Origin of the sequence: Mycobacterium colombiense, assembly GCF_001672755.1 — a bacterium.
Classification (GTDB): domain Bacteria; phylum Actinomycetota; class Actinomycetes; order Mycobacteriales; family Mycobacteriaceae; genus Mycobacterium; species Mycobacterium colombiense_C.
The window spans coordinates 21911-43205 of sequence record NZ_LZKI01000072.1 but is presented as its reverse complement, the minus strand read 5'-3'; the positions used below and the strand labels follow the sequence as shown (position 1 = coordinate 43205).

General features: G+C 68.4%; 21 protein-coding genes. 11 read left to right on the top strand and 10 right to left on the bottom strand.

All coding sequences use genetic code 11. From position 1 onward, the window contains the following. Window positions 1-31: 31 nt before the first annotated feature. From A5708_RS09560 to A5708_RS09550, 3 genes are all read right to left on the bottom strand, one after another. Window positions 32-715, bottom strand: a complete 684-nt coding sequence (locus A5708_RS09560; protein ID WP_065028385.1) for a hypothetical protein — start codon at window positions 713-715, stop codon at window positions 32-34. Between the two features lie 182 nt (window positions 716-897). Next, on the bottom strand, window positions 898-2490 hold the full coding sequence (guaA, locus tag A5708_RS09555) for a glutamine-hydrolyzing GMP synthase (protein WP_196772584.1): 1593 nt from the start codon (window positions 2488-2490) through the stop codon (window positions 898-900). A gap of 45 nt (window positions 2491-2535) precedes the next feature. Further along, on the bottom strand, window positions 2536-3180 hold the full coding sequence (locus tag A5708_RS09550; protein ID WP_065028384.1) for a winged helix-turn-helix transcriptional regulator: 645 nt from the start codon (window positions 3178-3180) through the stop codon (window positions 2536-2538). Between the two features lie 77 nt (window positions 3181-3257). Between A5708_RS09550 and A5708_RS09545 the strand changes: the two genes are divergently transcribed. The 6 genes from A5708_RS09545 to A5708_RS09520 all read left to right on the top strand — a co-directional run bounded on the left by A5708_RS09545 (window position 3258) and on the right by A5708_RS09520 (window position 10050). Beyond that, window positions 3258-4787: an MFS transporter gene (locus A5708_RS09545; RefSeq protein ID WP_065028383.1), complete on the top strand. Its 1530-nt coding sequence runs from the start codon at window positions 3258-3260 to the stop codon at window positions 4785-4787. After that, window positions 4784-5614 (top strand): class I SAM-dependent methyltransferase, encoded by an 831-nt coding sequence (locus A5708_RS09540; protein ID WP_065028382.1) that lies wholly within the window; start codon window positions 4784-4786, stop codon window positions 5612-5614. Before A5708_RS09545 ends, A5708_RS09540 begins: the two co-directional genes overlap by 4 nt. After that, window positions 5611-6423, top strand: coding sequence for a class I SAM-dependent methyltransferase (locus tag A5708_RS09535; protein ID WP_081292894.1), 813 nt, complete (start codon window positions 5611-5613; stop codon window positions 6421-6423). Before A5708_RS09540 ends, A5708_RS09535 begins: the two co-directional genes overlap by 4 nt. Continuing rightward, a complete protein-coding gene (locus A5708_RS09530; protein ID WP_065028380.1) occupies window positions 6420-6848 on the top strand; it encodes a hypothetical protein in 429 nt (142 codons plus the stop codon). Before A5708_RS09535 ends, A5708_RS09530 begins: the two co-directional genes overlap by 4 nt. A gap of 74 nt (window positions 6849-6922) precedes the next feature. Next, a complete protein-coding gene (locus A5708_RS09525) occupies window positions 6923-7672 on the top strand; it encodes a beta-phosphoglucomutase family hydrolase (protein ID WP_065028379.1) in 750 nt (249 codons plus the stop codon). Continuing rightward, a complete protein-coding gene (locus A5708_RS09520; RefSeq protein ID WP_065028378.1) occupies window positions 7669-10050 on the top strand; it encodes a glycoside hydrolase family 65 protein in 2382 nt (793 codons plus the stop codon). Before A5708_RS09525 ends, A5708_RS09520 begins: the two co-directional genes overlap by 4 nt. On the opposite strand, the gene A5708_RS09515 is transcribed toward A5708_RS09520, so the two are convergent. Next, entirely contained in the window at window positions 10044-10619 is a 576-nt protein-coding gene (locus A5708_RS09515; protein WP_065028377.1) for a TetR/AcrR family transcriptional regulator, read from the bottom strand. The genes A5708_RS09520 and A5708_RS09515 overlap by 7 nt on opposite strands. A 60-nt stretch (window positions 10620-10679) precedes the next feature. Between A5708_RS09515 and A5708_RS09510 the strand changes: the two genes are divergently transcribed. Beyond that, window positions 10680-11582 carry a TauD/TfdA dioxygenase family protein gene (locus A5708_RS09510; RefSeq protein WP_065028376.1) on the top strand — a complete coding sequence of 301 codons (903 nt, stop codon included), beginning with the start codon at window positions 10680-10682 and terminating at the stop codon, window positions 11580-11582. On the opposite strand, the gene A5708_RS09505 is transcribed toward A5708_RS09510, so the two are convergent. The 3 genes from A5708_RS09505 to guaB are packed head-to-tail and all read right to left on the bottom strand — an operon-like array spanning window position 11579 to window position 16103. Then, on the bottom strand, window positions 11579-13324 hold the full coding sequence (locus tag A5708_RS09505; RefSeq protein ID WP_065028375.1) for a GMC family oxidoreductase: 1746 nt from the start codon (window positions 13322-13324) through the stop codon (window positions 11579-11581). The genes A5708_RS09510 and A5708_RS09505 overlap by 4 nt on opposite strands. 48 nt (window positions 13325-13372) lie before the next feature. Continuing rightward, on the bottom strand, window positions 13373-14500 hold the full coding sequence (locus A5708_RS09500) for a GuaB3 family IMP dehydrogenase-related protein (protein ID WP_065028374.1): 1128 nt from the start codon (window positions 14498-14500) through the stop codon (window positions 13373-13375). Between the two features lie 7 nt (window positions 14501-14507). Next, complete coding sequence (gene guaB, locus A5708_RS09495; RefSeq protein ID WP_065028373.1) at window positions 14508-16103, bottom strand: IMP dehydrogenase; 1596 nt, start codon at window positions 16101-16103, stop codon at window positions 14508-14510. A 162-nt stretch (window positions 16104-16265) separates the two neighbouring features. Here guaB and A5708_RS09490 point away from each other — a divergent pair, with 162 nt between their 5' ends. Then, entirely contained in the window at window positions 16266-16679 is a 414-nt protein-coding gene (locus A5708_RS09490; protein WP_007773416.1) for a DUF5319 domain-containing protein, read from the top strand. 1 nt (window position 16680) lies between these two features. Here the strand turns inward: A5708_RS09490 and A5708_RS09485 are convergent, their stop codons facing one another. The 3 genes from A5708_RS09485 to A5708_RS09475 form a co-directional block, all read right to left on the bottom strand. Further along, window positions 16681-17451: an anti-sigma-D factor RsdA gene (locus A5708_RS09485; protein ID WP_196772583.1), complete on the bottom strand. Its 771-nt coding sequence runs from the start codon at window positions 17449-17451 to the stop codon at window positions 16681-16683. Next, entirely contained in the window at window positions 17438-18016 is a 579-nt protein-coding gene (locus tag A5708_RS09480) for a sigma-70 family RNA polymerase sigma factor (RefSeq protein WP_040630965.1), read from the bottom strand. Before A5708_RS09480 ends, A5708_RS09485 begins: the two co-directional genes overlap by 14 nt. A 90-nt stretch (window positions 18017-18106) precedes the next feature. Further along, window positions 18107-18931 (bottom strand): hypothetical protein, encoded by an 825-nt coding sequence (locus tag A5708_RS09475; protein ID WP_065028371.1) that lies wholly within the window; start codon window positions 18929-18931, stop codon window positions 18107-18109. Between the two features lie 359 nt (window positions 18932-19290). Here A5708_RS09475 and A5708_RS09470 point away from each other — a divergent pair, with 359 nt between their 5' ends. The 3 genes from A5708_RS09470 to A5708_RS09465 all read left to right on the top strand — a co-directional run bounded on the left by A5708_RS09470 (window position 19291) and on the right by A5708_RS09465 (window position 21284). Continuing rightward, complete coding sequence (locus A5708_RS09470) at window positions 19291-19599, top strand: WhiB family transcriptional regulator (RefSeq protein ID WP_007773426.1); 309 nt, start codon at window positions 19291-19293, stop codon at window positions 19597-19599. A 290-nt stretch (window positions 19600-19889) separates the two neighbouring features. Next, window positions 19890-20462 (top strand): Rieske (2Fe-2S) protein, encoded by a 573-nt coding sequence (locus A5708_RS27960; protein WP_419538317.1) that lies wholly within the window; start codon window positions 19890-19892, stop codon window positions 20460-20462. Window positions 20463-20525: 63 nt separating this feature from the next. Then, window positions 20526-21284, top strand: a complete 759-nt coding sequence (locus A5708_RS09465) for a superoxide dismutase family protein (RefSeq protein ID WP_065028370.1) — start codon at window positions 20526-20528, stop codon at window positions 21282-21284. Window positions 21285-21295: the final 11 nt, after the last annotated feature.

Below are 21295 nucleotides of genomic sequence, written 5' to 3'. Positions count from 1 at the left end.
CCGGAAGGGCCAGAAAGACCAGCCACGATATTTACCCGGCTCGCGCCGGGGTCATCACCCGTCGTCCCGCGCACGTCCCGCTGACCTGCAGCCGCACCCCGCCGATCCGGCCGAATCCGGGGCGGCTGTCCGCGGTGATGTCATAGCCACAGACCCGGGCGGCAAGGCGCGTCGGCGCCCCCTGCCAATCGCCGCCGGTGACCAGCAGGGTGCAGCCCTTGTTCCGGGCGCGGGCCACCACCGCCCGCGCCCGGGTGGGCGGCACCCGGCGACCACCCAGCCCCAGCACCACCAGGTCCATGCCGTCGACGAGCACGGCGGCCACCTCCACCGGATCGGTGCCCGGATCCGGTATCACCGCGAGCCGACTCAGGTCCGCCCCCATCTCCGCGGCGGCCAGCAGCCCGATGTCAGGCTGGCCGACGATTGCGGCGTTGCCACCGGCCGCCGTGACGGCGGCCACCATGCTCAGCAGCAGCGACCGGGCACCGGAGAGCACCGCGACCGTTCCCCGCGGCACCGGGGCGGGCAGCAGGTCGGCCAGCCACGGCGGGAGGGCCAGCTCGGCCTCCGAGTCCGGCAGCAGGTCCCCGGCGGGCGCGGCGGCGTGCGGCCCGGCCTTCCTCCCGGAGATGCTCGCCATCCGGCGGCGAAGCGATTCCAGCTGCTCAGCGCGGGTTTCCTGACGGGGACTGGAGGCAAAAGCCGCGGTCATGACAGCCTCCTATCACCAGCTTTCCGGGAGCTTCCGGGGAGTGTAATCGAATGTATGTTCGATACATTTCGAAGTAAACACCCGCCCTCCGACAACCGTCAAGAAACGGGAGGGGCGGCGTTATGCGATCGATACCAGTGGGGCGGATGGGTGTGATGTGGCGGCATTTACCCGCCGACCCGTCACTCCCATTCGATGGTGCCCGGTGGTTTGCTGGTGATGTCCAGCACCACGCGGTTGACCTCGGCCACCTCGTTGGTGATGCGGGTCGAGATGCGCTCCAGCACCTCGTAGGGAACCCGGGTCCAGTCGGCGGTCATGGCGTCCTCACTGGTCACCGGCCGCAGCACGATCGGGTGCCCGTAGGTGCGGTTGTCGCCCTGCACGCCGACCGAACGGACGTCGCCCAGCAGCACCACCGGGCACTGCCAGATCAGGGTGTCCAGGCCCGCCGCGGTCAGCTCCTCGCGCGCGATCGAGTCCGCGCGACGCAGGGTGTCCAACCGCGCCGCGGTGACCTCGCCGACGATCCGGATCCCCAGGCCGGGGCCCGGAAAGGGTTGGCGCGCAACGATTTCCTCCGGCAGGCCCAGCTCGCGCCCGACCGCGCGGACCTCGTCCTTGAACAGCAGCCGCAGCGGCTCGACGAGTTTGAACTTCAGGTCGTCGGGCAGTCCGCCGACGTTGTGGTGGCTCTTGATGTTCGCGGTGCCGCTGCCGCCGCCGGACTCCACCACGTCCGGATACAGCGTGCCCTGCACCAGGAAATCGACGTGAGAATCCCCGTCTCCCACAATGTCTCGCACCGCACCCTCGAAGGCCCGGATGAACTGGCGGCCGATGATCTTGCGCTTGCCCTCGGGATTGGTCACGCCCGCGAGCGCGTCCAGGAAGGTGTCGGCCGCGTCCACGGTGACCAGGTGGGCGCCGGTGGCGGCCACGAAGTCGCGTTGCACCTGCGCGCGCTCCCCGGCGCGCAGCAACCCGTGGTCGACGAAGACACAGGTCAACTTCTCCCCGATGGCCCGCTGCACCAGCGCGGCGGCCACCGCGGAATCCACGCCGCCGGACAGTCCGCAGATCGCCCGGCCGTCACCGATCTGGGCGCGCACCTGCTCGATCAGCACGCCGGCGATGTTGGCCGCGGTCCAGTCCGCGCCCAGCCCGGCGAAGTCGTGCAGGAATCGGCTGAGCACCTGCTGCCCGTGCGGGGTGTGCATGACCTCCGGGTGGTACTGCACACCGGCCAGGCGGCGCTGCCGGTTCTCGAAGCCGGCCACCGCGGCGCCGGAGCTGCTGGCCACCACCTCGAACCCGTCCGGTGCGGCCGTGACAGCGTCGCCGTGGCTCATCCATACCGGCTGCGAACTCGGCAGTCCCGAATGCAGTTCGCCGCCAATCACTTTCAGTTCGGTGCGGCCGTATTCACTGGTGCCGGTGTGGGCGACGGTCCCACCCAGCGCCTGCGCCATGGCCTGAAACCCGTAACAGATGCCGAACACCGGCACCCCGAGATCGAACAGCGCCGGATCGATCTGGGGCGCGCCGTCGGCGTAGACACTGGACGGCCCGCCGGACAGCACCAGCGCCAGCGGGTCGCGGGCCTTGATCTCCTCGACCGTGGTGGTGTGCGGGATAACCTCGGAGAACACCCGAGCCTCGCGGACGCGACGGGCGATCAACTGCGCATACTGCGCGCCGAAGTCCACGACGAGCACCGGTCGGGCCGGCGATCCGGACGCATCGGTTTCAAGGTTTTCGGTGGGGTCGGCCACGCAGGCGAGTCTAGTGGCTGCCCATGCCGTCTCCGCCCCGCAGGGCTACAGCGCAAACGCGGCGCGCACCGCGCCGACCGCCGACGCGTCGCCGTGAAACTCGATTCGCCGCAGGGCGGCATCGCGCTCACCCTCGTCGGCCCCCAGCCGGGCGGTGACCAGATCCGCCGCCGCGGCCGTGATCGTCACCGCGGGTTCGCCGCGCCCCGCACCGAGCCGGCCGTGCATGACGGCGAATTCGAAACGGCGACCGTCGATCTCGACGCGGCATGTCATCTCCACGCCGGCGGCCCTCCCCGACTGGAAGCCCAGCAGGATTCCGGCCAGAAACCCGTTGAGCGGGGACACCGGCCCATCGTCGATCGGGTCCAAGTGGTCCACCCCGAACCACGCGAGGCCCTGCAGGATGGGCAGCACCCGCTGCCAACCCAGGTCACTGAGCGTGTAGACGGTGCGGCCGATCGGCGCCGGCAGGTCGGCCCGCTCCACGAGCCCGGCGTCCTGAAGCTCCTTGAGCCTCTCGGCGAGCAGATTGGTTGCGATACCGGGCAGTTCGGCCCGCAGGTCACCGTAGCGACGGGCTCCGCCGACCAGCTCGCGCAGGATCAGCAGTGTCCACCGCTCGCCCAGGACATCGAGGCCGCGGGCGATCGGGCAGTTCTGGTTGTAGTTCCTGCGGGACGCCACCATGCCAGCTTACCTGGCGATAGATATCTTTTTCAACCTATCACTTGATTTATTTGTCTATGGGATTTAGTGTCTTGTCCATGCGTACCGACCCAACTTTTCGAAATCACCCCATTGCCGCGCTCGCCGTCATCTGCCTCGGCGTCTTCGTGATCAGCGTCGACGCCACCATCGTCAACGTCGCTCTGCCCACGCTGTCGCGTGAACTCGGCGCCGACACCGCGCAACTGCAATGGATCGTGGATGCCTACACCCTGGTGATGTCCGGCCTGCTGCTCTCGGCGGGCAGCCTGTCCGACCGCTACGGCAGGCGAGGCTGGCTGAATGCCGGGCTCGCACTGTTCGCCGTCACTTCTGCGGTTGCGGCACAAATGAAGTCGGCGGATGCGTTGGTTGCGGCGCGCGCGGCCATGGGAGTGGGCGCGGCGGTGATATTCCCGACCACCCTGGGACTGATCACCAACATCTTCACCGACCCCGTACCGCGCGCGAAGGCAATAGGGCTGTGGGCGGCCATGGTTGGCGTCGGGGTGGCCGTCGGGCCGATCAGCGGCGGCTGGCTCCTCCAACACTTCTGGTGGGGCTCGATCTTCATGGTGAACATTCCCGTTGCGGCGCTGGCCATCATCGGCACCACGTTGTTCGTTCCGAGCTCGCGCGACCCCGCGGCGCCCCGCGTCGACGTTCCCGGCTTGGTCCTGTCCGCGATCGGGATCACCACGGTCGTCTACACGGTCATCGAGGCGCCTACCTGGGGATGGACCGATGGCCGGACCATGGCCGGATTCCTGCTCGCCGCAATCGTTCTCGCAGCGTTTGCGCGTTGGGAACGGCGCAGCACCCACCCCATGCTCGACGTCTCGGTCTTCTTGAACCGCCGATTCTCCGGCGGCAGCCTGGCGGTGACGGCGGGGTTCCTGACGCTGTTCGGCTTCATCTTCGTCATCACCCAGTACTTCCAATTCATCAAGGACTACACCGCGTTTCAGGCCGGCGTGCGCTTGCTACCGGTCGCCGCCTCGATCGCGCTGGCCAGCATCCTGGGCCCCCGGCTGGTCGAACGCGTCGGCACCACCACCGTCGTCTCCGCCGGCCTTGCGGTATTCGCCGCCGGCCTGGCCTGGGCGTCCACCGCCGACGCCGCCACGCCGTACATCCAGATCGCCCTACAGATGTTGCTGCTCGGTGGCGGCCTCGGGCTGACCTTTTCGCCGGCCACGGAGGCCATCATGGGATCGCTGTCCGCCGACAAAGCCGGGGTCGGCTCGGCCGTCAACGACACCACGCGCGAACTCGGGGGCACACTCGGAGTGGCCATCGCCGGCAGCATCTTCGCCTCGGTGTATTCGGGCCACCTCGGTACATCCGCGCTGACGGGATTGCCCGCCGACGCGATGCGCCACTCGATGGCGGTGGCGCACACGGTGATTCAGCGGTTGCCCGCGCAGCAAGCCGGCCATGTGCGTGCCGTTGTGGATCGCGCGTTCCTGGACGGCCTGCAGGTGAGCTCGCTGGTGTGCGCGGGCATCGCGCTGGGCGCGGCGATGGTCGTCGGCTGGCTTCTCCCAGCCAGGGAACCGGCGCGTCAAAAGGAAGAGGCACTCCGATGAGCACCGCACCACAGGGCAGCACATACGTTCTCGGCCACGCCGACGCGGAGGTGCAGCGGCTCCTCCTGCAGGGACGGCTGTACGACCACCACACCGAACACGCGCTGCGGCTCGCCGGGCTGCGGCCGGGCATGCGGGTGCTCGATATCGGATCCGGGCCCGGTGACGTGTCGTTCGTCGCCGCCCGCTTGGTCGGCCCAACCGGGACCGTTCTCGGCGTCGACGCCGCACCCGCGATGGTCGAGCTCGCTCGCACTCGTGCAGCCGAAAAGGGCTTGACTACGGTGCATTTCATGCAGTCCGCGGTTGACTCGATCGCACTGGACGAACCGGTCGACGCGGTAGTCGGCCGGCTGATCCTGATGCATCTGCCCGATCCGGCCGCAACGCTGCGGCACCTCGTCTCCTTCGTGCGCCCGGGCGGGGTTGTCGCGTTCTCCGAGAACGACATCACCGCGACGCGCACCATCCCGGACATGCCCCTGTTCGATCAGGTGACGGCGGGGATCGTGCGCGCCTTCGAGACCATGGGGCTCAGCGCCGCGTTCGGCAACACGCTGCACACCGTCTTCGCCGACGCCGGCCTGGGTGCCCCACGCCTCACCCAGGGCACGCCGATCGGTACCGCCGATGACATCGACCTGCTGGCCTATGCCGCGGAAGTCTGGCGGCTGGTATCCCCGGTCGCCGAACAACACGGCTTCGCCATCGACGAGGTGGCCGACATCGATGGTTTCGTTCCGCGATTCCGCGAGCAGGCGCTCGCGGTCAACGCGCTTATCGCGATGCCGCCGATGATCACCGCATGGGCGGAGGTCCGGAAGTGAGCGAGACCATCGAAAACCAGTACTCGACCGGCCTTTCGCGATCCAGCATCGAGCGGGCACTGCTCGACGCCGGCAAGGACCTCGACGACCTGGCGCCCGCGGACCTGGGCGCACTGGAGGACTTCCACACCATGGGCCGCTTCGCCACCGCCCAGTTGCTGGAGCTGACCGCAATCACCGGCGACAGCCGGGTTCTCGACGCGGGCAGCGGGATCGGTGGCACCGCGCGCTACCTCGCCGACCACTACGGCTGCGCGGTCACCGCCGTGGATCTCACCGGCGAGTACTGCGACACTCACCGCTGGCTTAATCGACTTGTCGGGCTTGATGATTCGATCACCGTCCGGCAGGGCGACGTCACCGCCCTGCCGCTCCCCCACGGCTCCGTCGACGTGGTGGTCAGTCAGCATGTGCAGATGAACGTGGCCGACAAGGCGCGTCTGTACGGCGAGGCACGCAGGGTGCTCACGCCCGGCGGCCGGCTTGCGCTGTGGGACTTGACCATTGACGATGGTCGCGCACTCGACTTCCCGCTGCCCTGGGCCGACGTACCCGCCCGCAGCCACCTGGTGACCCCCGACGAGCTGCGCACCCTGGTCACCTCCGCGGGGTTCGCCGTGCAGCACTGGGATGACCTCACCGAGACCGCGAGTTCGATCATGCAGGCGTTGCTGGCCCAGCCGCCCCAACCGCTGGGTCTGCACGCGTTCGTCACCGACTTCGTCCGCAAGGCCGAAAACCTCACCCGGGCGCTTGCCGACGGGAGATTACGCGCGATCCAGGGCGTCGCACACGCGATTGGCCCATGAACCACCGGAGTCGCGCGGCGTCGTGGCTTCCGGTGATGATCCGAGTGACCGCCGTCGGGTATCTGCTGTTCTTCCTCCCCGACCTGGTTCTCGCTTCCACGCATCACGTCAGCGGGTTGCCGCCATTGCTGGCCAGGCTCTTCGACTGGGGGGAGGGCGGCGACGCGGTAGCCGTGATGTTCTCCACCGTTTACGTGGTCTGGGCACTCTTTTTGTTCCGCTCGGCGAAAGCGCCGCTCGCCAACCGGCTGTTCCTGGACTTCAATCTCACCGCCAATTCCGCACACTTCGCGGCCATGCTCGTCATGGCCATCGCCATGAGTGACGAGCACCGGCACCTGGCGGGCGTGGTCGCGCTCGGATTACTCACCACCGTGCCCCTCGCGGCGTGCTGGCTTCCGGTACGGCGTCGCGGCAACGGGTGAACGCTTGGCGGCACACATACCGGCATGGTGGAGTGGGTATCGGTTAACCAGCCCCCCACTAGAGAGGACCGCCGGTGAGCTCAGCGCTGGGTCTGCCAGAGAAAGTGCGTGCCTGCCTGTTCGACCTCGATGGCGTGCTCACCGACACCGCCAGTGTGCACACCAAAGCCTGGAAGGCCATGTTCGACGCATACCTGTCCGGCCGGGCCGAGCGCACCGGCGACAAGTTCGTTCCCTTCGACGAGGCCGCCGACTACCGCGAGTACGTCGACGGCAAGAAGCGCGAGGACGGCGTCCGCTCGTTCTTGGAGAGCCGCGACATCCACCTGCCCGACGGCAGCCCCGACGATCCCGACGACGCCGAGACGATCTACGGCCTGGGCAATCGCAAGAACGAGATGTTCCAGAAGGTACTCAAGGAGGACGGCGTCAAGGTGTTCGACGGATCGCGCCGCTACCTCGAGGCGGTGTCGGCCGCCGGGCTGGGGATCGCGGTGGTGTCGTCGAGCGCCAACACCCGCGACGTCCTCGAGATCACCGGCCTGGACCGCTTCGTGCAGAAGCGGGTGGACGGCATCACGCTGCGCGACGAACACATCGCCGGCAAGCCCGCCCCCGACTCCTACCTGCGCGGCGCGCAGCTGCTCGACATCCCCGCCGACGCGGCGGCCGTGTTCGAGGACGCCTTGTCCGGCGTGGCCGCCGGCCGGGCCGGTAACTTCGGATTCGTGGTGGGTGTCGACCGGGTGGGCCAGGCCGAGGAGTTACGCCGCAACGGCGCCGACGTGGTGGTCACCGACCTCGCCGAGCTGCTGCAGTCATGATCACCGACGAATCGTTTCCGGTAGATCCCTGGCATGTGCGCGAGACCCAGCTCGACCTCAACCTGCTGGCCCAGTCCGAATCCTTGTTCACCCTGTCCAACGGGCACATCGGGCTGCGCGGCAACCTCGACGAGGGCGAGCCGTACGGCCTGCCGGGCACCTACCTGAACTCGTTTTACGAGATCCGTCCGCTGCCCTACGCCGAGGCCGGTTACGGCTACCCCGAAGCCGGCCAGACGCTCGTCGACGTCACCAACGGCAAGATCATCCGGCTGTTGGTCGAGGACGAGCCCTTCGACGTGCGCTACGGCGAATTGCTCTCCCACGAGCGCGATCTGGACCTGCGCGCCGGAACGCTGACTCGCACCGCGCACTGGCGCTCACCGGCGGGCAAAGAGGTCAAGGTGGTCTCCACCCGGTTGGTGTCGCTGGCCCAGCGCGGCGTCGCCGCCATCGAGTACTGCGTCGAGGCCGTCGGCGCGTTCGCCCGGGTGACGGTGCAGTCCGAACTGGTCACCAACGAGGACCAGCCCGAGACCTCCGGTGACCCCCGGGTGTCGGCCATCCTGGAGAACCCGCTGGAAGCGGTCGACCACGAAAACACCGACACCGGAGCGGTTCTCATGCACCGGACGCGCAGCAGCGCGCTGATGATGGCCGCCGGCATGGATCACGAGGTCCACGTCGAAGGACGCGTCGAGGTCGGCACCGACGCTCGCGCCGATCTGGCGCGCACCACCGTGATCTGCGGGCTGCGGGAAGGCCAGCGGCTGCGCATCGTCAAGTACCTGGCATACGGCTGGTCGAGCATGCGCTCGCGCCCGGCGCTGCGCGACCAGGTCGCCGCCGCGCTGCACAGCGCCCGCTACACCGGCTGGCAGGGGCTGCTCGATGCGCAACGCAAGTATCTGGACAATTTCTGGGACTGCGCCGACGTCGAGGTCGAGGGCGACCCCGAGTCCCAGCAGGCCGTGCGGTTCGGGCTCTTCCACCTGCTGCAGGCCAGCGCCCGCGCCGAACGCCGCGCTATCGCCGCCAAGGGGCTCACCGGAACCGGCTATGACGGCCACGCCTTTTGGGACACCGAGGGGTACGTGCTGCCGGTGCTCACCTACACCGCACCGCACACGGTCGCCGACGCGCTGCGGTGGCGGGCATCGACGCTGGACCTGGCCAAGGAGCGCGCGACCGAACTGGGCCTGGCCGGCGCCGCCTTCCCGTGGCGGACCATCCGCGGTCAGGAGTGCTCGGCCTACTGGCCGGCCGGCACGGCGGCCTGGCATATCAACGCCGACATCGCGATGGCCTTCGAGCGCTACCGCATCGTCACCGGAGACGACGACCTGGAAGCTGATTGCGGGCTGGAGGTGCTGGTCGAGACCGCCCGCCTGTGGCTTTCGCTGGGCCATCACGACCGCCACGGCGTCTGGCACCTCGACGGCGTCACCGGGCCCGACGAGTACACGGCGATCGTGCGCGACAACGTCTTCACCAACCTGATGGCCGCGCACAATCTGCGCGTCGCCGCCGACGCCTGCAACCGCCACCCCGACGCGGCCAAGGCGCTGGGGGTCAACACCGAGGAGACAGCGGCCTGGCGCGACGCGGCCGACGCCGCCAACATCCCCTACGACGACGGGCTGCGGGTCCATCAGCAGTGTGAGGGGTTCACCACCTATGCGGAGTGGGACTTCCGGGAGAATCACTCCTACCCGTTGCTGCTGCACGATCCATACGTGCGCCTGTACCCCGCGCAGGTGATCAAGCAGGCCGACCTGGTGCTCGCCATGCACTGGCAGAGCCACGCGTTCACGCTCGAGCAGAAGGCGCGCAACGTCGACTACTACGAGCCGCGCATGGTGCGCGACTCGTCGCTGTCGGCCTGCACCCAGGCGGTGATGTGCGCCGAGGTCGGCCACTTGGAACTGGCCCACGACTACGCCTATGAGGCCGCCCTGATCGACCTGCGCGACCTGCACCACAACACCCGCGACGGCCTGCACATGGCCTCGCTGGCCGGTGCATGGACCGCGCTGGTGTCGGGTTTCGGCGGCCTGCGCGACGACGAGGGCGTCCTGTCGCTGGATCCGCAACTGCCCGATGGCATTTCGCGGCTACGGTTCCGGTTGCGATGGCGCGATTTCCGGGTCACCGTCGACGTCAACCACGCCGACGTCACGTACACGCTGCGCGACGGGCCCGGCGGCGAGCTGAGCATCCGGCACGCCGGCGAGGAACTCGAGCTGAGCACCGAGTCGGCGACGACGGTGCCCGTGCGTGTCCGCAAGCCGCTCTTGTCGTCGCCGCCGCAGCAACCCTCGGGCCGCGAGCCACTGCATCGGCGGGCCCTGATCGCGGAATCGGTGCGGGATCACTGAGGGTCGGTAGGACCGAGAATCCGCTGCACCTCGGCGCTGACCGCCTCGCGTATCTCGTCATCCGTCAGGTCTTCGATCCCGGTGGCAGAGCGCAGGATTGGCGCGAACAGCCGCCAACCAAATTGCAGGGCAAGGGCATTGGCGACCGCGAGCCGGGCCGTGACCTCGTCGTCGTACAGCGGCCGCACCCCGTCGAGCAGCGTCGCGATGTTGGGAAATCGTTTCTGTAGCTGGCCGGCCGGATAGCCGTCGAGGACGGTGCGGGCCATCACCCGCATCTGCCGGTCCAGGGAACTCTGCAGCACGGCCGCGGGCGCATCGGTGCCGAGCAGGGCGCTCAGGTTGGCGCCCAGGTGGTCGAGCACCGCGCCGACCAGTTGCTCCTTGGTGCCGAAGTGGCGGAAAACCAGCCCGTGATTGACGTGGGATCGCGCGGCGATGTCGCGGATGGACGTCGCGGCCGGACCGCGCTCGGCGAACAGGTCGGTGGCGGCCTCCAGGATCGCCGCGGCCACTTCCGCACGCCCGGTGGGCACTTTCCCGCGGCCTGTTGCGGAAGTTGTAGTCATCTGACTACACTACCAAATGTAGTCAGTTGACTACACCAGTTTGAGCCAAGGACGACGACAATGACAGGTCAGATAACCGTCAACAAGCTGGGCAGCCGGATCGGCGCCCGGGTGGACGGGGTTCGCCTCGGCGGCGACCTCGACGAGGACGCGGTCGAGGAGATCCGCCGCGCGCTGTTGGCCCACAAGGTGATCTTCTTCCGTCACCAGCACCACCTCGACGACGAGCAGCAGCTCGCGTTCGCCGAGCTGCTGGGCACGCCGATCGGCCACCCGGCCGCCGGCGCCCTGGCCGCCCGGCAAGTCCCGGTGATCACCCCGATCGACTCCGAATACGGCAAGGCGAACCGCTGGCACACCGACGTCACATTCGCCGCCAACTATCCGGCGGCGTCGATCCTGCGCGCTGTCACGCTGCCGACCTACGGCGGCTCGACGCTGTGGGCGTCGACCGTGGCGGCCTATGAGCACCTGCCCGAGCCGCTCAAATGTCTGGTGGAAAATCTCTGGGCGCTACACACCAACCGCTACGACTACGTGACCGCCGAAGCAGCCCTGTCGATGAGCGACACGCAACGCTCGTTTCGGCAGGCGTTCGAAAAGCCGGACTTCCGCACCGAGCACCCTGTGGTGCGGGTGCACCCGGAGACCGGTGAGCGCACCTTGCTGGCCGGTGACTTCGTGCGCGCCTTCGTCGGCCTGGACAGCCACGAGTCCACCGCCCTGCTGGAACTGCTGCAGCGCCGAATCACCTTGCCGGAGAACACAATTTGCTGGAACTGGGCTCCCGGTGACGTCGCGATGTGGGACAACCGCGCGACCCAGCACCGGGCGATCGACGACTACGACGACCAGCCCCGGCTGATGCACCGCATCACCCTGATGGGCGACGTGCCGGTGAACGTCCGCGGCGAGCGCAGCCGGGTGGTCAGCGGAGCACCGCTGCAGGCGCTCGCCAGTTAACTGGCGTCGGCGGTGGAGCTTATGTGATCGCTCGGCAACCAGCGCAGCGCGCCGGGCGCCTCGGCCGGCACGACGGGCGCCTTGGGCAGGATCGGCTCCAGCCGGCGATACGGCTCGCCCTGCACCGGGCGCTCGTCGTTTTCGCCGATGTTCGGCCACAACGACGCGGCCCGCTCGGCCTGGGCGGTGATTGACAACGAGGGGTTGACGCCCAGGTTCGCCGAGATGGCCGCGCCGTCCACCACGGACAGCGTCGGGTAGCCGTAGACCCGGTGATACGGGTCGATCACCCCGTGGCCGGCGTTGTCGCCGATCACGGCGCCGCCGAGGAAGTGCGCGGTGAGCGGGATGTTGAACAGCTCTCCCCAGGTGCCGCCGGCCACGGCGTCGATTTTGTCGGCGATGCGCCGGGTGACCTGGTTCCCGACCGGAATCCAGCTCGGGTTCGGCTCGCCGTGTCCCTGCTTGCTGGTGTACCAGCGGATGCCCAGCTTGCCGCGCTTGGTATAGGTGGTGATGGAGTTGTCCAGGTGCTGCATCACCAGGGCGATCAGCGTGCGTTCGCTCCACTGGCGGACATTGAGCAGCCGCATCATGCGACGTGGATCGTCGCGGGCCTGCTCCAACAGCTGCTTCCAGCGCGGTACGTCGCTGCCCTCGGGGCCGGTCCCGTCGGTCATCAACGTCTGCAGCAGCCCCATCGCGTTGGAGCCCTTGCCATAGCGGACCGGCTCGATGTGGGTGTCCGGCGTCGGGTGGATCGACGACGTGATCGCCACCCCGTGCGTCAGGTCGAAGTTCGGGTCGACCTCGAGCTTTCCGGCGCCGACGATGGACTCGGAGTTGGTGCGGGTGAGCATGCCCAGCCGATTCGAGAGCCTGGGCAGCAGACCCTGATCGCGCATGTTGAACAGCAGATGCTGGGTGCCCCAGGTTCCGGCGGCCAGGACCACATGCTTGGCCGTGTAGGTGCGCCGGTCGCGGCGCAGCCAACTGCCGGTGCGCACGGTGCGAACCTCCCACAGCCCATCGGGACGCTGCTCGAATCGCTTCACCGTGGTCATCGGAATCACCTGCGCCCCAGCGGATTCCGCGAGGGCAAGGTAGTTCTTCAGCAGGGTGTTCTTGGCGCCGTAGCGGCAACCGGTCATGCAGCAACCACATTCGAGGCATCCGGTGCGCTCCGGCCCGGCGCCCCCGAAGTACGGGTCCGGCACGGTCTTGCCCGGGGCCTTGGTGCCGTCAGGGCCGAAGAACACGCCGACCGGCGTCGGCACGAAGGTATCGCCACAGCCCATCTCGTCGGCGACCTGTTTGACGATCCGGTCGGCGTCGGTGAAGGTCGGGTTCTCCACCACGCCGAGCATCCGCTTGGCCTGCTCGTAGTGCGGCATCAGCTCGTCGCGCCAGTCGGTGATGTGCTTCCACTGCGGGTCGTTGAAGAACGGTTCCGGCGGCACATACAGGGTGTTGGCGTAGTTCAGCGAGCCGCCGCCCACCCCCGCGCCGGCCAGGATCAGCACATTCTTCAGCGGGTGGATGCGCTGGATTCCGTAGCAGCCCAGCTTCGGGGCCCACAAAAACTTACGCAGATCCCAGGATGTCTCGGCGAAATCCTCGTCGGAGTACCGCCGCCCGGCCTCCAATACGCCGACACGGTAGCCCTTTTCGGTCAGCCGCAACGCGCTGACGCTTCCCCCGAAACCCGAACCGATGATCAGTACGTCGTAATCCGGCTTCATCGCACCAGTATGGCCTTACCGATGGGTAACAAGCCAATGGCCTCCGGGTTAGCTACCGACGGTCAGGCCGACCTTCTGGAACTCCTTGAGATCGCAATAGCCCGCCTTGGCCATCGACCGGCGCAGCCCGCCGACCAGGTTGAGGCTGCCGAACGGGTCGTCGGACGGGCCGTTGAGCACCTGGTGCAGCGGCGGGCGCTCGCCGACGGCGATCTGCAGCAGCGCCCCGCGCGGCAGTGACGGGTGCGCCGCGGCGGCCGGCCAGAACCATCCCTCGCCCAGCGCCTCGGCGGACTCGGCGAGCGGCGTGCCCAGCACCACCGCGTCGGCGCCGCAGGCGATCGCCTTGGCCAGCTCGCCGGAGGTGTGGATGTCACCGTCGGCCAGCACGTGCACGTAACGGCCGCCGGTCTCGTCGAGGTACTCGCGCCGCGCGGCGGCGGCGTCGGCGATCGCGGTGGCCATCGGCACGCTGATGCCCAGCACCTCGTCGCTGGTGGTCACTCCCCGCGTCGCGCCGTAGCCGACGATGACGCCGGCGGCGCCGGTGCGCATCAGGTGCAGCGCGGTGCGGTGGTCTTGCACCCCGCCGGCGACCACCGGCACGTCGAGCTCGGAGATGAAGGTCTTGAGGTTCAGCGGTTCACCGTCGCTGGCCACCCGCTCGGCCGAGACGATGGTGCCCTGGATGACCAGCAGGTCGATGCCGGCCTGCACCAGCACCGGCGTCAGCGCCTGGGCGTTCTGCGGACTGACCCGCACCGCGGTGGTGACCCCGGCCTCCCGGATCCGGGCGACCGCGGCGCCCAGCAGGTCCGGGTTGAGCGGGGCCGCGTGGAACTCCTGCAGCAGCCGGATCGCCGCCGAGGGCTCCGGCTCCTTGCTTGCTGCCTCGACCAGCTGCGCGATCTTGGACTCGACGTCGGCGTGCCGCCCGATCAGGCCCTCGCCGTTGAGCACGCCCAGGCCGCCGAGCTTGCCGAGCTCGATCGCGAACTCCGGCGACACCAGCGCATCGGTCGGATGCGCCAGCACCGGGATCTCGAACCGGTAGGCGTCCAGCTGCCAGGCGGTCGACACGTCCTGCGACGAGCGGGTGCGCCGGGAGGCCACGATGCTGACTTCGCTCAGTTCATAGCTGCGACGGGCGACGCGGCCCATCCCGATCTCGACCATCTGGGCCTCAGCGTGCGTAGTAGTTGGGGGCTTCAACCGTCATGGCGACGTCGTGCGGGTGGCTTTCCCTCAAGCCCGCCGCCGTGATCCGGACGAACTGCGCCTGTTGCAGCGCCTCGATGCTCGGCGAACCGGTGTAGCCCATCGCCGCGCGCAGCCCGCCGGTCAGCTGGTGGATCACCGAGGACAGCGGGCCGCGGAAGGGCACCCGGCCCTCGATGCCCTCCGGCACCAGCTTGTCTTCGGAGAGCGCGTCGTCGGCGAAGTAGCGGTCCTTGGAATACGACTTTCCGCTACCCGACCCCCGGCCGGCCATGGCTCCCAGCGACCCCATCCCGCGGTAGCTCTTGAACTGCTTGCCGTTGACGAAGATCAGCTCGCCGGGGGCCTCGGCGGTGCCCGCCAGCAGCGAGCCCAGCATGGCCGTCGACGCGCCGGCGGCCAGCGCCTTGGCGATGTCGCCCGAGTACTGCAGCCCGCCGTCGGCGATCACCGGCACGCCCGCCGGACCGCAGGCCGCGACCGCCTCCAGAATCGCCGTGATCTGTGGTGCGCCGACGCCGGCCACCACCCGGGTGGTGCAGATCGAGCCGGGACCGACGCCCACCTTCACCGCGTCGGCGCCGGCGGCGACCAGGGCCGCGGCCGCCGAGCGGGTGGCGACGTTGCCGCCGATCACCTCGACCTTCTCGCCCACTTCGGCCTTGAGCTTGCCGACCATGTCGAGCACCAGCCGGTTGTGTGCGTGCGCGGTGTCCACGATCAGCACGTCCACCCCGGCGTCGACCAGCATCATGGCGCGCACCCAGGCGTCGCCGCCGACGCCGACGGCGGCGCCGACCAGCAGCCTGCCGTCGCTGTCCTTGGTGGCCAGCGGGTGTTGTTCGGTCTTGACGAAGTCCTTGACGGTGATCAGACCGGTCAGCCGGCCGTGGCCGTCGACGATGGGCAGCTTCTCGATCTTGTGGCGCCGCAACAGGCCCAGCGCCGCGTCGGCGGACACGCCCTCCTGCGCGGTGATCAACGGGGCCTTGGTCATCACCTCGGCGACCTTCTTGGTCTGGTCGACCTCGAACCGCATGTCGCGGTTGGTGATGATGCCGACCAGCGCGCCCGATTCGTCGACCACCGGCAGGCCGGAGATCCGGAACCGCGCGCACATCGCGTCGACCTGGGCCAGGGTGTTGTCCGGGCGGCAGGTGACGGGGTCGGTGACCATGCCGGCCTCCGAGCGCTTGACCATCTCGACCTGGCCGGCCTGTTCGGCGACCGGCAGGTTGCGGTGCAGCACACCCATGCCGCCGGCCCGGGCCATCGCGATGGCCATCCGCGACTCGGTGACCGTGTCCATCGCCGAACTGACCAGCGGCACCTTGAGCCTGATCTTCTTGGTGAGCTGGCTGGAAGTGTCCGCGGTTGCGGGGACGACGTCGGAGGCCGCGGGCAGCAACAGCACGTCGTCGAAGGTCAGCCCGAGCATGGCGATCTTGTGCGGGTTGTCACCTCCGGTGGGCACCGGGTCGTCGACCAGGCCACCCACCCGCACATACGCACTGCCGACGAGGTCAGAGCTGTCTTCCAGGTGGGACGTGCCACGGGTCATCAGTGGGGCCCTCCATACGATGCGGCGTGAGAAACCCATCCTATCGGCTCGCCTCCCGCTGTCGTTCGCTTGCTCGGGCGCGCCGCGCGCACTAAACGACGCGGCACGGCGGGCGGGCTCCCTGCTGGCGTTATCCCGGGCGGGCTGCGTAGGCTAGAGGACGTGCGCGACCACCTCCCACCGGGTTTGCCGCCCGACCCATTCGCCGACGACCCCTGTGATCCGTCGGCGGCACTGGAAGCCGTCGAGCCGGGCCAGCCCCTGGATCAGCAAGAGCGGATGGCCGTCGAGGCCGACCTTGCCGATCTGGCCGTGTACGAAGCGCTGCTGGCGCACAAGGGTATTCGCGGACTCGTGGTGTGCTGCGACGAATGTCAGCAGGATCACTACCACGACTGGGACATGCTGCGCGCCAACCTGCTGCAGCTGCTGATCGACGGCACCGTGCGTCCGCACGAGCCCGCCTATGATCCCGAGCCGGATGCCTACGTCACGTGGGATTACTGCCGGGGCTACGCCGACGCCTCGCTGAACGAAGCGACGTCGGACGCCGACGGTTTCCACCGCCGGCACTGATTCACTGATTCGGAGTCAACGGCGCCACCGGTGGTGGCGTCTGGCCATGATGGTGATGCTTACCCACTGATGGACTCGGCGGCGGGCTGAGCGGCGCCGGTGTCGCGTCCTTCGACGGCGCGACCGACGCGGCGGGCGGCGCCGCCGGAATCGCGGTGGGCCCGGGTGGGGCCGCCGGTGGCGAAGCGACCGGCAACGTGGCGTTCGGGTCGCGCGCATCGACCTTGGCGTTCAACAGCTTCAGCTGATTCATCAGCTCTTGTTTGCTGGCCGGGTCGTCGATCGACTGCACCAGGCTGCTCACCTCGGTCAGTTGATTCTTGGCCTGGTCCCACTGACCGCGGTCGATCGACTCCTGAACCTTCGCCAGATCGGCCTTGGCGGCCAGCATCTCCTGGCTGCCGTGCACCTGGGGCTGATCGAAGAACATCGCGTGCAGCCCGTACAGGGTGCCGCCCGGCCGGGCCTCGACCACCATGGCGCCGAATCCACTGAGCACCATCAGCGCCGCGGCGACCGAGCCGACGACGGCCAGGCCGCGATGGCTGCCGCGGCGGCGCTCGGCCAATCCGGTGCGCAACGCGTTGACGGCCTCTTCGGGAGTCACCAGCGCGCTGGCCGGCGGCCACCTCAGGTTGTCGCGCCAGTCCTCCAGCAGGCCGGTCAGCACATCGACGTCGGGGTCCTCGACGTCCACCGGCCGGCGCTGGGCGAGCGCATCGAGCAGCAGATCGGTGCGGGCGAATTCATCCAGGGATTCAGGCACAGTCACCTGCCGCGATCATTTCGGACTTCAGCCGCGACAGCGCGCGGTGCTGGGCGACTCGCACCGCCCCGGTGGTACTGCCGACCGCGGCCGCGGTCTCCTCGGCGGACAGTCCGACGACGACGCGCAGGATCAGGATCTCGCGCTGCTTGGCGGGCAGGATCTCGAGCAGTTCGCTCATCCGGCTCACCGAATCGGCTTCAATCGCAAGCTGTTCGGGTCCCGCGTCGTTCGACCAACGGTCGGGAATCGTTTCGGTGGGATAGGCGAGGTCGCGCCCGGCGGCCCGGTGGGCGTCGGCGACCTTATGGGCCGCGATGCCGTACAGGAAGGCCAGGAAGGGACGTCCGCGATCGCGATAACGCGGCAGCGCCGTGATAGTCGCCAAGCACACCTCCTGTGCCACGTCATCCGCTGACAGGCCACCCCGATCGACGGTGCCGACACGCGCTCGGCAATATCGCACGACGATCGGACGGATGGTCTCCAGCACCTCCCTCAATGCGTTGTGGTCTCCGGTGACGGCCTGGGCGACCACAGCGTCGAGACGTTCCCCTGCTGGAATTGTCATCGACGGTGATATCTCCAACGTTACGAAGCGGACACATCGCGGGCCAACCGGGCTAACTAACGAAATGACAATAACGGGCGGAGGGCCGTTTCAAGCGGAACGCCACGTTCCACCGGCGCGCCGCACCTGGCCTGCGCAGACATCGCGGATTTCGTGCAGCTGATGTGCTGGAAACGTGACACTTTCGATATCGATCAGCAAGCAGGCCAGCGCCCAACGAAGTGGTAGCAGCCCTAATTCGCCGCTAGTCGCCAGCGCGGCGTCGGCGACCGTGCGGGCGCGCTCGAGGTTGCCCGCGCAGCACAGCGCGGCGGCCAGCACCACGTCGCTTTTGATCCGGTGCCGCGGCGACGCGACGGTCATGGCCGCTGCCAGCTCGGCGCCTTCTTCGGCGTGCCGGACGGCGGGGGCGCCGTCGCCGCGGGCCATCGCGAGCTCGGCGGCCACCCAGCGCCGGCGCACCGGCAGCCGGTCGGGCACCGCGGATTTCGGCGATGCCAGCAGCGGGTCGGCGCGCTCCAGCAGCGCCGCCGCGGCCGCGAAGCGCCCGACGCCCAACGCGTCGGCGGCCAGCCCGATGAGGGCGTCGGCGCCCGCCTCGGGGTCGTCGCCGGCCAGCGCCAGGGCGCGCCCGTCCCAGCCCCGAGCCAGGCTGTGCCAGCCGAGTTGGCGCAGGAACGACCCGTGGGTGCTCATGCTCAACGACACCAGCGGCCCGGCCGGCGCGCTGCGCCGCAACACCTCGAGGTCCCGGAAGGCGGCGCCGTAGCGACCCTGTCCCCCGGCCGCCACGGCGCGCAGCCACAGTTGGACCGGCGTCGTCGCCGACGGCAGCGGCCAGCTGCCGGGCCGGTCCCCGAAGGCGGCGTCGGCCAATCGCCGTCCAATCAAGGAAGTGTGACGAGTTTCAATCACAATGATGTAGTAAACAGTTTGTGGTCTTCATGTTACCGAACCGTTAATCACTATAGCCCATGGATAAATTCGCCGTATCCCCCTCCCGCGCGCTGAGCTGGGAAATCTCGTTTTGGCCAACTGCCTGGTAGCACGGCATGGGTTTCGCCATTTCATTCGAGGTGAACGGAAAGTTAATTCTGCTCCAACGAGCACATACTTTGCCGGGCTAAGTGGCTATTGACGGAAATTCACCGTCCCCCCTAACGTCTACGCATGACGGGTAGTCATCGGTGACCCCACTCCACTTAATTTAAGTTGCACCCAACCGCTTTCACGAACCTGACCTCGAGCGAGCGGTGCAGAGAGGGAACGAACCAATGCCACAGCCGGAACAGCTACCTGGACCCAACGCCGACATCTGGAATTGGCAACTGCAGGGCGTGTGCCGCGGCGTTGACTCATCGATGTTCTTCCACCCCGACGGTGAGCGCGGCCGGGCCCGCATGCAACGCGAGCAGCGCGCGAAGGAAATGTGCCGGCAGTGCCCGGTGATCCAGGAGTGCCGCTCGCACGCCCTCGAAGTCGGTGAGCCCTACGGGGTTTGGGGCGGCCTGTCGGAGTCCGAGCGCGACCTGCTGCTCAAGGGCGACATCGGTCGCGGTCGCACCATCCGCCGCTCGGCCTAGCCCCCGTTCGGCCTCGCACCCGTCGCGGGTGGACGATCCGCGGCGCCAGGCCGTGTCTTAGTCATGGGCTAGGCCGGCCGGGTCACGGTCCTGGTCGACGCGGCGTCGAGTCCGTTGCGTCACGCCGGCTCCCCCTACACCGGAGGAGCGCCGTGGCGAACCGATGGCAGCATCTGCACAATCGGATCCGCTTGACCGGACCCGCGGTGCGGACAACGCTCGGGCAACAGGCGTGGCTGGCTCGGCCGAGTTACCGGCTCGAGCACGCGTTGACATTCCTCTTTGCGGCCATGGGCCGTCACCGCGATCGGGTCGGGGCTCTATGCGGCGTCGTGGTGGGATCGGTGCCGCGGCCGCCACCGGCGCGGGGCGGCGTGCCGCAGCGTGTCGCAGTCGACGGCGTCGGGGTGGTTCTGTATCGGCATGACGGCCGACTCATCGCGGTCGGTGAACACTGCCCGCACCTCGGCGCGCCGATGACTGACGGGTGGATCGACCGCGGCCCAATCGTATGCCCCTGGCATGGTTCAAGATTCGCGTGCGGATCGGGTGCCGTGCTGCGCGGACCGGCGACCGCGCCCCTGCCGAGCTACCCGGTGCGGATTCGCGACGGGCTCGTCGAAGTACACGGGTGGCGAAATGAACGCATACGAGGTGCTTTTCGAGCATCACAAGGTCGGTCCTACGCCCACGCCAGCGAAGAGGAGCGCGACTTATGCCCGGCCCCAACAGATTTGGATGACAGCCTGCTCGAAGCGCTGGGAAACCGAATGATTGAGCGCATTGCGCGGTTGCGTCGATCCCCCGTCAACAAGTTCCGCGTCCGCAGTCGCAAGGCCTTGCTGAGTCGCCTCAGGACGTAGGCGCGGTCGCCGGGGCCGCGGGTAGCTCGTTTCGGCGCGGGTCAATGTGGGTAGGCACCGCAAATGAACAAGGCCGCATCGTTTGCGGTCGCGGCGCTCACCGCGACCATCGCTCCGATCGCCGCGTGCTCGAACCAACAAGGCAGCCAGCCCAACACCGCACCGCTGACCAGCTCGACGCCCGGTGCGGAGCGGCTGACCACCCAGCTGAAGACGGCCGACGGAAGTCCGGTCGCCAACGCCACCTTCGAGTTCGCCAACGGCTACGCGACGGTGACTGTGGAGGCCGGCCCGAATCAGGTGCTGAGCCCCGGCTTCCACGGGTTGCAGATTCACGCGGTGGGCAAGTGCGAGCCCAATTCGTCTGCCCCCAGCGGAGGCTCGACCGGAGACTTCGACTCCGCCGGAAGGGTCTACCAGGCGGCCGATCACACGAGTTATCCCGCCAGCGGCGACCTGACCGCCTTGCAGGTGCGCTCCGACGGCTCGGCCAAGTTGGTCACCACCAGCAATGCGTTCACCTCCGCCGACCTGAGGAACAGCTCGGGTACGGCGCTGATCATCCACCAGACCGCGGACAATCTGGGCAGCACCGCCCCCACGGCTGATTCCGGCAAGCGGTTGGCCTGCGGTGTGATCGCGGCGGCGTCGTCGACGACCTCGCCGACCACCACCGTCACGACGAGCACCACCACCACCGTGGTGCCGCCGGCGTCCACCAGCACGAGCACCAGTACCGTGACGGTCACCAGCACCCCGACCACGACGTCCATGCCGACCACCACCGTGACGACCCCGCCCTACTATCCGCCGGGGCGCTGACACTCAAGCCA